General features: G+C 46.4%; 11 protein-coding genes. 8 read left to right on the top strand and 3 right to left on the bottom strand.

Annotated features, from left to right (window positions below):
* From JKY90_03635 to topA, 3 genes are all read left to right on the top strand, one after another.
* Positions 1-552: DNA-protecting protein DprA (locus tag JKY90_03635; protein MBL4851357.1), on the top strand; the 552-nt coding region annotated here is incomplete at its 5' end.
* A 302-nt stretch (positions 553-854) separates the two neighbouring features.
* On the top strand, positions 855-1,331 hold the full coding sequence (locus JKY90_03640) for a DUF494 domain-containing protein (GenBank protein MBL4851358.1): 477 nt from the start codon (positions 855-857) through the stop codon (positions 1,329-1,331).
* 31 nt (positions 1,332-1,362) lie between these two features.
* Positions 1,363-3,675: a type I DNA topoisomerase gene (topA, locus tag JKY90_03645; GenBank protein ID MBL4851359.1), complete on the top strand. Its 2,313-nt coding sequence runs from the start codon at positions 1,363-1,365 to the stop codon at positions 3,673-3,675.
* A gap of 53 nt (positions 3,676-3,728) precedes the next feature.
* Here the strand turns inward: topA and cysB are convergent, their stop codons facing one another.
* Positions 3,729-4,649: an HTH-type transcriptional regulator CysB gene (gene cysB, locus JKY90_03650; GenBank protein MBL4851360.1), complete on the bottom strand. Its 921-nt coding sequence runs from the start codon at positions 4,647-4,649 to the stop codon at positions 3,729-3,731.
* A 173-nt stretch (positions 4,650-4,822) separates the two neighbouring features.
* On the opposite strand from cysB, the gene JKY90_03655 reads away from it, so the two are divergent.
* The 4 genes from JKY90_03655 to JKY90_03670 all read left to right on the top strand — a co-directional run bounded on the left by JKY90_03655 (position 4,823) and on the right by JKY90_03670 (position 8,699).
* Positions 4,823-5,596, top strand: coding sequence for a sulfite exporter TauE/SafE family protein (locus JKY90_03655; protein ID MBL4851361.1), 774 nt, complete (start codon positions 4,823-4,825; stop codon positions 5,594-5,596).
* A 44-nt stretch (positions 5,597-5,640) separates the two neighbouring features.
* On the top strand, positions 5,641-7,680 hold the full coding sequence (locus JKY90_03660; GenBank protein MBL4851362.1) for a nitrite/sulfite reductase: 2,040 nt from the start codon (positions 5,641-5,643) through the stop codon (positions 7,678-7,680).
* 44 nt (positions 7,681-7,724) lie between these two features.
* Complete coding sequence (locus JKY90_03665; protein ID MBL4851363.1) at positions 7,725-7,907, top strand: hypothetical protein; 183 nt, start codon at positions 7,725-7,727, stop codon at positions 7,905-7,907.
* Positions 7,908-8,015: 108 nt separating this feature from the next.
* Positions 8,016-8,699 carry a phosphoadenylyl-sulfate reductase gene (locus JKY90_03670; GenBank protein MBL4851364.1) on the top strand — a complete coding sequence of 228 codons (684 nt, stop codon included), beginning with the start codon at positions 8,016-8,018 and terminating at the stop codon, positions 8,697-8,699.
* Positions 8,700-8,803: 104 nt separating this feature from the next.
* On the opposite strand, the gene rpiA is transcribed toward JKY90_03670, so the two are convergent.
* Entirely contained in the window at positions 8,804-9,472 is a 669-nt protein-coding gene (gene rpiA, locus JKY90_03675) for a ribose-5-phosphate isomerase RpiA (GenBank protein ID MBL4851365.1), read from the bottom strand.
* Positions 9,473-9,550: 78 nt separating this feature from the next.
* Here rpiA and ilvA point away from each other — a divergent pair, with 78 nt between their 5' ends.
* Complete coding sequence (gene ilvA, locus JKY90_03680) at positions 9,551-11,077, top strand: threonine ammonia-lyase, biosynthetic (protein MBL4851366.1); 1,527 nt, start codon at positions 9,551-9,553, stop codon at positions 11,075-11,077.
* 67 nt (positions 11,078-11,144) lie between these two features.
* Here the strand turns inward: ilvA and JKY90_03685 are convergent.
* Positions 11,145-11,289, bottom strand: a 145-nt coding sequence (locus JKY90_03685; protein MBL4851367.1) for a hypothetical protein, incomplete at its 5' end; no start/stop codon positions are given.

Raw genomic sequence — 11,289 nt, forward strand, 5'->3', positions numbered from 1 at the left:
CAACATCTCGCTCGGTGCATTGGCGAAAACGGTGTGTTGCTATCAGAGTGGGCGCCAACCACCGCACCGCTAAGCCACCATTTCCCGCGCCGCAATCGTATTATCAGTGGTCTGAGTCTCGCCACATTAGTTATCGAGGCGAGCGAGAGAAGTGGCTCATTGATTACCGCCAAGCTAGCGCTAGAGCAGGGGCGCGAGGTCATGGCAGTGCCCGGTGCTATACAAAACCCAATGGCAGCGGGCTGCAACCGCCTTATCCAAGAGGGTGCTACATTGGTCAGTGGCGCCCAGGACGTACTCAATAATCTCAACGGTTTTTTGCTTGTGAGCCCTGTACAAACAAGCCATCTACCGACATCAGCAAAACCGAAACTCGACCCTTGCCAGAATAAAGTACTTTATTCTGTCGACTATGACCCCACATTGATTGATAGTATTGTGGTACAAAGTGGATTGACGATAGAGCAAGTTTCCTCCATTCTGTTGGCATTAGAATTGCTTGGACATGTATCATCTGCACCTGGAGGCATGTACTATCGCCTCTGCAGCTAGGGGGCGTTAATAATCATTTTGACGGCTCTGTTGCGCCTGAAAAAGCGCCAGACGCCCCACAGGAAGTGCCCTTGGGGTACAAGGCGTGAGGAGAGAAGTTTGGTGGTTCCAAATAAACGACGAACAACGTAGTATGGCGTTTTTTCAGGCGCAATCCGAAGGGCTGGCGCTCATTTTTACCCAGCGGCGTTGTCGCTCGCTTGTGTGGGGCAACCACACCACACTCGCTCGGCCTTGCTAGATGAAAAATGAGCGCCAGCAGAGCCGTCAAAATGATTATTAACGCCCCCTAAGGCAGGATTATGAAAGAAACCGTACTCGACGTACTAATATATTTATTTCAAAACTATATGGACGGCGAAAGTGAAATCACCTCAAACCAGGCGTTGTTGACAGAAGAGCTAATGGCCGCCGGTTTCCCAGAAGGTGAAGTCGATAAAGCCTTTGATTGGCTCGAAGGCTTAACCACCCTGCCCGAACACAAACTAATCCGCGGGAATGGCCAACCTGCCTCGATGCGTATTTTTGCTAGCTCAGAACAGGCTCGGCTCAATGTTGAATGTCGTGGCTTTCTTATCTTCCTGGAACAAACAGGCATCCTCGATAGCATCAGTCGCGAACTCGTCATCGACCGTATCATGGCACTGGAATCAGCCGATATCGATCTTGATCATCTAAAATGGGTCGTACTAATGGTTTTGTTTAACCAGCCAGGACAAGATACCCATAATTGGATAGAAAATTTGGTGTTGGAATCAGCACCAATGCATCTACACTAAAACCACAACTTTAAGCCATAGCAGCAAAAACATGACCCAAAACATCGTCATCGTTGAATCACCAGCAAAATCCAAAACACTGAAAAAATATCTGGGCAAGGATTTTGAAATCTTTGCCTCTTATGGCCATGTACGCGACCTCAAGCCAAAAGAAGGCGCGGTTGACCCGAATAATGACTTTAAAATGACCTATCAGGTCATTGATCGCAACAAAAAACACTTCGACGCCATCGTTAAGGCCGTCAAGAAAGCCGATGCCTTATACCTCGCCACTGATCCAGATCGCGAAGGTGAGGCCATTGCCTGGCATGTCTATGAAATGCTCAACGATAAAAAACTGCTAAAAGGCAAAGCCGTTCATCGCGTTTCCTTCAACCAAATTACAAAAAAAGCGGTCACTGACGCAATACAAAATCCACGTGAACTCTCCATCGACATGGTCAATGCGCAACAGGCACGACGTGCGCTCGATTATTTGGTCGGTTTTAATTTGTCACCCTTATTGTGGAAAAAAATTCGTCGTGGACTCTCCGCCGGTCGCGTACAAAGTCCCGCTCTACGGATGATCGTCGAACGTGAAGAAGCTATCGAAGCCTTCGTGCCACGAGAATACTGGACGATCGAAGCCGATCTCAACAAAAGTAAAACCGATTTTGTCGCCAAATTGACCGAATACAAAGGCGAAAAAATCAAACAGTTTTCTATTAATAACACCGACGATGCAGCATCTACACGTCAAGCCTTGCTTGACGCTGCCGGCAAAACACTCACCGTTGTTAAAATAGAAAAGAAACAACGTAAACGTAATCCGCAACCACCATTCACCACATCAACCATACAACAAGAAGCCTCGCGCAAGCTCGGCTTCTCTGCGCAACGTACTATGCGCACTGCGCAGCAACTTTACGAAGGCGTTGACATTGGTGGTGGCGATGGCCCAATCGGTCTAATCAGCTACATGCGCACCGATTCAGTCAACCTAGCGGCCGAAGCCATCGAAGAAATTCGTGAATTGATTACAAAACGCTATGGCGCCAGTGAAATACCTAAAACGCCGAATAGTTTTAAGACGAAAGCCAAGAATGCTCAAGAAGCGCATGAGGCCATTCGTCCAACTAGCGCTAATTACGTGCCAGGCGAAATCAAAACACACTTAACCAGCGATCAGTTCAAACTCTACCAATTAATATGGAAACGTACCATTGCTTGCCAGATGATTCATGCCACCTTGGACATGGTTGGCGTTAACCTACAAGCTGGCGATGTGGGCATCTTTCGTGCTAGCGGTTCAACCGTACGACAACCCGGCTTCATGGCGGTTTATCAGGAAGGACAAGACGATCAGCCGAGTGATAAGGGGGGCAACAAAGACGAACGCATACTGCCGCCGATGGAGCAAGGTGACACCATTTCACTGAAAACCATTCGCAGCGAACAACACTTTACCGAGCCACCGCCACGTTTCTCTGAAGCCAGCCTGGTCAAGACATTAGAAGAATACGGCATCGGTCGGCCATCGACCTATGCCTCTATTATGTCAACCTTAGTCTCGCGTGAATATGTCGAATTGGAAAAACGCCGTTTTACGCCAACCGATGTCGGTCGTGTCGTCAATAGGTTTTTGACCAATTATTTTGCACAATATGTGGATTATGAATTTACAGCTAAGCTTGAAGATCAACTCGATGCCGTATCGCGTGGTGAACTACAATGGCTGCCTGTTCTGCAACAGTTTTGGTCGCCGTTCAAAGAGCGTATTAACGACACCAACGCCAATGTACAGCGTAAAGATGTCACGCAAGAAGCGATGGATGAAAAATGTCCGAAGTGTGAAAGCCAGTTATCGATTCGCCTTGGTCGGCGCGGCCGCTTTATCGGTTGCACCAATTACCCTGAGTGTGATTACACACGTGACATGGATGGCAATAGCAAAGATGAGCCGGAAGTCATTGAAGGTCGACAATGCCCTGAGTGCGAATCAAATCTAATTATCCGTAGCGGACGCTACGGTAAGTTCATTGGTTGTAGCAGCTACCCTGACTGCAAACATATGGAGCCATTAGAAAAACCCGCAGACACTGAAGTTGAATGTCCAAAATGCAAGCAGGGAACAATACTGCAACGCAAATCACGTCGCGGTAAGATATTTTATTCTTGCGCACGTTACCCCGACTGCGATTACGCTCTATGGAACGAACCAGTTAAAGAAAGCTGCCCCGAATGTCAGTGGCCCATTCTCACTATCAAGGTGACAAAACGCTCTGGCAAACAAAAACTTTGCCCGCAAGACACTTGCGACTTTATCCAGTCAATGGATGAGACGGAAGAAACTAGCAAAGAGTAAACCAGCGCAATGTCCAGAGGTTTGATCCGAGACATTTCACCAACAATAAAGCACTAGCCCGCCATTGCCTTATCAACCACTTCGCGCGTTAAATGTGGCGCGAAAAATTGTATAAAATCATAGATATAACTGCGTAAATAACACCCACGACGTATGCCAATACGCACTGTGCTTGAATCAAACAAGTGGCTAGCATCAATAGAGCGTAAGGTCGTATCACGTTGTGCTGAAAATGCAACTGATGCGAGAATGCCAACACCTAAGCCTAGCTCTACATACGTTTTTATCACGTCTGAATCAATCGCAGTGAGTACGATATCCGGGTTTAAACCGCAATCAGCAAACGCCTTGTTAATTTTGGAGCGCCCAGCAAAAGCATAATCATAGGTAATAATCGGATATTGCGCCAAATGCCCAAGACTGAGTTGTTCAATAGCCAACAGCGGATGATCAGGCGGTACGATGACACAGCGGTTCCAGTCATAACAAGACATGGTCGCCAACTCATCGTAAGTTGCAATCGCCTCCGTGGCAATCGCAATGTCTGCTTCACCCGACAACACATATTCACATATTTGAGTGGGATTGCCTTGGTGAATATTAAGGCTCACGTTAGGATATTGCTCTGTAAAACGCTTAATCGCAGGCGGCAATGAATAACGCGCTTGTGTGTGCGTCGTCGCGATCGATAAGCTACCCGTGGCTTGCTGCGAAAACTCTTGCGCTACACATTTTATGCTATCGGCATCTTGCAATACCCGCTCTATTATGGCGACAACCTGATGGCCTGGCTCAGTGATAGCCGTCAGTCGTTTGCCATGACGGACGAAAATATCGATACCCAACTCTTCTTCAAGCTGACGGATCTGGCTACTGACGCCGGGTTGTGCAGTATTCAGGCTATGTGCCGCTGCCGATATATTCAGGCCATTACGTGCCACCTCACGAACAAAACGCAATTGCTGTAATTTCATGCTTCCTTATACCAAATTATTCTACATATAGCAGAACTTATTATTATTTTTACTATAAAGCCTTTGATATAGTGCCAATCAACTTCCCACATCAGCCAAAACTCACGTAATAGATTGATTATTATAATATTTTTACCCAAAAAAGCCTCTAATGTGTCATGACATTTGACTGGATGCTCACCGCTGCCGGCTTTGCTGTTGGATGTTTAATTGGCCTAACAGGCGTCGGTGGCGGCTCTTTGATGACGCCCTTGTTGATATTCGCTTTCAAAGTCGAACCCGCTATTGCCGTCGGTACCGACCTGCTGTTTGCCGCGATTACTAAAACGGGGGGTATCTGGGTTCATGCACGTCGCCACACAGTCGAGTGGCGCATTGCCGGTTTACTCTCACTCGGCAGTATTCCCACCGCATTGCTAACCGTTTACGTCATTGGTCAAGTTGGCACAGGCGATCCGCTTATCGAGAAATTTATAACCAACGGCCTTGGCATTGCACTGATTTTGACAGCGGCATCGATATTCTTTAAGTCAAAAATGCATCAGCTCGGCGATGGTTTGCGGCAGCGCTACCCTGCGCTACGCGCCTATCGAGACCGCGTTACCGTGCTCGCTGGTGTACTTTTAGGCGTGCTCGTACCAATATCCTCAGTCGGCGCAGGGGCTTTAGGTGCAGCAATCCTCATGTTCCTGTATCCTCGCATCCCCACGATTCGAATCGTGGGAACAGATATCGCCCATGCGGTGCCGCTAACCGCTGTCGCTGGCCTGGGTCATTTACAATTGGGTACGGTGGATACCAGTCTGCTAACTGCTATGCTAGTTGGCTCGCTACCTGGAATATATATAGGTAGCCATTTTGGCACAGTGGTGCCAGACAGAATCATGCGACCCTTATTGGCGAGTATTCTACTAATGGTCGGTATCAAGTTTGTGCTGGCACATTAACGTAGCTAATACACCAATTTATTTAAAGTACAGAGGAAGAGCACATGTCATTGGTTGATTTTGCAGAAATTGATCGTTATAAAGAAAGCGTTAAGGCCTTTCTTAATGACGAGATGGATGCTGGGCGTTTCATGGCTTCCCGCCTGCAACACGGCTGTTATGGCCAGCGTCAGGATGGCGTGCATATGCTGCGCATTAAACTGCCCGGCGGCAATATCAATGCTGATCAGCTCGAAGCTGTTGCTGACATTCTCGAAAATCAATCACAGCACGATCTTGCCCATATCTCAACACGCCAAGACTTTCAGGTTCACTATATCCCGTTAAAAGAAACACCCGCAGCAATGCTACGTCTGGCCGAAAGCGGTTTAACAACACGCGAAGCCTGCGGCAATACTGTGCGTAACATTACCGCCTGCCCTCTGGCCGGTGTTTGCTCACACGAGCATACTGATATTAACCCGGTGCTCGATACCGTGGTTGAACGCTTTTTACGCCATCCACTAACCCAGCATTTGCCACGTAAATTCAAAATGAGCTTTTCTGGCTGTGAGACAGATTGTGCACAAGGAATGATGCATGATCTGGGCGTTGTTGCGGTTAATCGTGATGGCAAGTTCGGTTTTAAAATCCTCGCTGGCGGTGGTCTCGGTCATAAGCCACGCGAAGCGATTGTTGTTGAAGAGTTTCTTGAAGAGAAATATTTGCTGGCCTCAATAGAAGCACTGATTTCGATGCACCATAAATATTCAGACCGTAAACGTCGTGCCAAGGCACGCATTAAGTTTTTGGTCAGCACCTTTGGCGTCGAAGGTTTTATGGAAAAATATCATGAGGAGTTTGCTCGCACCAAAATTGCTTATGCAGATCATAAAACTGCCCCTATCGATTGGCAAGCAGGGACAAACAATTCCACTATGACCGCTGGCGCGCCACGCGCGGTGATAGCACAAAAACAAGCTGACCTACACGTCTTTCCTATTAGCCTAACTTTAGGTGATATGACCGTAGCGCAAATGCGTGGGGTAGTGAGCATTATGCGTAATGAAAATGTTAACGCAGCGCGCGCAACGCAAGATCAAAATCTAATTTTGTTAAACGTACCGAGTGATAGCATCGAATCGACACGCAATGCGATTGCCAATATTGGCCTGTCTGAACCCAAAACCGGTGATGACGTTGTGGCTTGTCCTGGCACAACAACCTGTCGTTTAGGTATTACTTCGTCACGTGTTGCAGCCGGTATAGTGACTGGCGGCAAAAATGATCTACGCCTGCGTGTCAGCGGTTGCCACAATGGTTGCGCGCAACCAGAAACCGGTGACATTGGTATTTATGGCGAAGGTAAACGTAAGCACGGCAAATTAATCCCGCACTATCAAATGTATATTGGTGGTGATGGCCGTGGCACCGGCAGCCTGGCTCTAAAAGGCCCGTCTGTTCCTTCTGCACGCATCAATACTGCTATTCAACGACTACAAGACAGCTATGCGGATGAATCTGCAGCGAACGAAAGTTTCTATACTTGGGCGCATCGCCGTGGTGTTGATGACATCAAAGCCATGTTATCTGATCTCACTGAAATCAGCGAACAAGACGTACCCAATATTCTTGCCGACCATGGCGAATCAGCCGACTTTAAGGTCTTACAATTAGGCGGTGGTGAGTGTGCCGGTGCATCACAAGACTTCGTTGCTTCACGTTTTGCTGAAACAGCCTATGAACGCGATTGCCGTAATTCCTTTGCCGCGCAAAATCTAGCTGAAGAGGCTGTCGAGTGCGTTGAACAAATTGGTCTTATGGTAGGACAATCGCTACAGTTTGTCGCCGGTCAAAAACACGATGACGATCTCGACACTGTGTTGAACAACCTCAGCCAAGCACCGCAAAGTTGTGCTGATCTTGCCAAAGAATTTAAATCTATTGCTGCACTTACACAAGCATTTCGTGAAGACTTCGATAGCATGAAGTTCAACGAAGAAATTGCCAGCAAAGTGGATGCCTGGGTTACCAAGGCTGCCAAAGCATGCCAAAGTATCGATTCACAGCTTGACTTGACCGTGTCCCTGGTAAAAAAAAAGTAAGCAGTAAGGCGGTCATTGTAGATATCAGTGATTACAGCTGCCCTTTGCATTACATCAAGGCGCGTAACGCCTTAAAAGAATTTGCTAATGGTGGCCGAGTGAGTTTTATTGTCGACTCACCAGAGTCACAGAAAAAATTATGTGCCAGCCTCAAGGCCGACGGCCATCAAGCTGTTGCAGAAAATAGCAACGATAGTTTGCGCGTCAACGTTGTCAAAGCAATCTAGCCAGCTGTAGATCCACCTAAGGAAGCTCTGAACAAGTCATGATTGTTTTACGCTGGCTAAATTCAACCAGACTTATTCAGAGCGTCCCTAAGCAAACAGGAGACAAATATGAGCCTTTCTGTTGCATTACAAGCCAAACTGGATAATACGGTTGCAATATTAAAAACTATTGCTAGTGAATATTCACCAGCAACCTTTGCTAACAGTTTTGGCGCAGAAGATATGGTGTTAACTGATCTAATCAATCAGCATGACATCGATATCGAAATTTTCAGTCTTGACACAGGTCGCTTACCAGAAGAAACCTATCAGCTTATGCAGGAAGTGCGTAAACGTTATAGTAAACCTATCGTCACTTATTTTCCTCAGACAAAATCAGTCGAAGACTATATTCAAATAAATGGCCCCAATGCGTTTTACCAAAGCGTTGAATTACGTAAAAGTTGCTGTTTTATCCGCAAAGTCGAACCATTACGTAGGGCGATTGCTGGCAAAAAAGCCTGGGTGACTGGCTTACGACGTGAACAAGCAGTAACACGTGCAGACCTGCCTGTTTCTGAGTGGGATGCCAATAACGGATTACAAAAATTCAGCCCGCTTGCCGAATGGAATGAAGCGAACGTATGGGAATACCTACATGAGGCTAAGGTTCCCTATAATGCGCTACACGATAAAAACTATCCAAGCATTGGCTGTGCACCCTGCACTCGTGCCATCAGCCCTGGCGAGGATATACGTGCTGGCCGTTGGTGGTGGGAAAACCCAGCAAGCAAGGAATGTGGTCTACATTAAAAAACAACTCGCTGATTCGGCATAGCAATACTCATCTTAAAGAGCATCTGATTAAGACTGCTTTCGGTGTGACTCGTTTGTATAATAGCAATTAAACACTCACTTTAGTGTTCGTAAGGTTTTATAACTTTCAAACCCTCTGGGCTACCAAACAAACCAATTTGCGCGCGCTGCTTTGAGAAAATACCGTTAGTGACCACGCCAGGGATATTATTCAATGTCTCTTCTAAAACATCCGGCTGATTAATATGCAATCCATGAACATCAAGAATAAGATTACCATTATCGGTAGTAAACCCTTCGCGTAGATACGGGTCACCGCCTAATTTAACGATTTCACGCGCAATAAAACTACGCGCCATTGGAATCACCTCAATCGGCAAAGGAAATTCACCCAAGACATCGACCATTTTTGTATCATCTGCGATACAAATAAAACGCTTGCTCGCTGCCGCCACGATTTTCTCGCGCGTCAATGCACCACCGCCGCCTTTAATAAGCTGTAGATTTGGGTTGGCTTCATCGGCACCATCAACGTAAATAGACAAACCATCCACCTCATTAAGCTCAAAAACAGCAATGCCATGGCTTTTTAAGCGTTCGGCAGTGGCAATTGAGCTGGCGACAGCACCTTCAATCTTACCTTTTATTGTCGCCAAGGCATCAATGAATAGGTTCGCTGTTGAGCCAGTACCAACACCGATATAACTACCTACTTCAACATATTCCAGCGCTGCCTCAGCAGCTTGGCGCTTCATTTCGTTTTGATCCATGGTGAGCTCCATTGTTCTTAAATCATTAGCGGTATCATACCGGTGCTATTACATACAAAATAGTGATAGATTACACGGATGCCAATTAATTACCCTGAAAAAATAAAACAAGCACCCGTCTACGATGTAGCGCAACGCACCCCCTTAGAAAAAGCAGAAAAACTGTCGCTTACACTGAACAATACTGTGTTACTAAAACGAGAAGACCTGCAACCCGTTTTTTCTTTTAAATTGCGTGGTGCCTACAATAAGATGGTCAATCTTACCGCGCCCGAACGAAAGTGCGGCGTCATAGCCGCCTCGGCAGGAAATCATGCGCAAGGTGTGGCACTTGCCGCGCAGCGTTTGCAAATTTCAGCAACCATTGTTATGCCACGCACCACACCGGCGATCAAGGTTAATGCTGTCAACGAACTCGGTGCCAAAGTCATCCTTCATGGTGACACCTATGATGAAGCCTATCAACACGCAACAGCACACGCACAATCAGCAAGGCTGACGTTTATCCATCCTTATGATGACCCAGATATTATTGCTGGCCAAGGCACCGTCGGCTTAGAGATACTTGAGCAACGTCGACAAGATGATATCTATGCCATTTTTGTCCCAGTTGGTGGTGGTGGACTTATCGCTGGTATCGCTGCTTACGTTAAACATCTGCGACCAGCAATAAAAATTATTGGTGTCGAACCAAACGATGCCGCGTGCATGCAACAAGCACTGCTGCATAAAAAACGTGTTGTACTCGATGAAGTCGGCATTTTTGCAGACGGTGTTGCCGTGCGACAAGTGGGCAAAGAGCCATTTCGCATTGCAAGCGAGCTTGTCGATAGCGTTATTACCGTTAATAGCGATGAAATTTGTGCGGCAATCATGGATATTTTCGATGATACCCGCTCAATCACTGAACCGGCGGGTGCATTGGCCATTGCTGGGTTAAAAAAATATCTTGCCGGCGCAAATTGTCATAATCAGACCTTAGTTGCTATCGCCAGCGGTGCCAATATGAACTTTGATCGGCTGCGCTATATCGCTGAGCGTGCTGAACTAGGCGAGCAACGCGAAGCGCTATTTGCTGTCACCATTGTAGAAGAGCCTGGCAGTTTTCATAAATTTTGTCATGCAATCGGTGATCGTAGTATTACTGAATTTAATTATCGCTTTAGTGATAAACATCAAGCACAGGTTTTCGTCGGCGTACAGATCAGTAAAGGTAAAACAGAAAAACAGGCATTATTTCAACAACTGCGACACCATGGCTATCCATTGATTGATATGTCGAACAATGAAACAGCCAAACTGCATGTCCGCTACATGATTGGTGGTTACGCCAAACTCAGCAACGAACACCTGTATCGCTTTGAGTTTCCTGAACGACCTGGCGCGCTATTACAGTTTTTGAGCACTATTGGCAACGAATGGAATATTAGTTTATTTCATTATCGTAATCATGGCGCGGCGCATGGGAGAATATTGATGGGCATACAAGTGGAGCCAAATCAGCTTGAAAAACTGCATCGCTTTTTAACAAAACTCAACTATCCATACAAAGAAGAGACAGACAACCCTGCCTACCGACAATTCTTATGTAAAACATCTAACTAACTGATAAATAAAACAAAGCCCACATACGTGGGCTTTTTATTAAGTCAAACTATGGCTCAAATGTTGACTATCTTCTCTTCTTAGCCGTTTTCTTCTTAGCCGTTTTCTTCTTAGCTACTTTCTTCTTAGCTACTTTCTTCTTAGCTACTTTCTTCTTAGCTACTTTCTTCTTAGCTACTTTCTTCTTAGCTACTTTCTTCTCAGCTGTTTTC

This window comes from Gammaproteobacteria bacterium (genome assembly GCA_016765075.1).
GTDB lineage: Bacteria > Pseudomonadota > Gammaproteobacteria.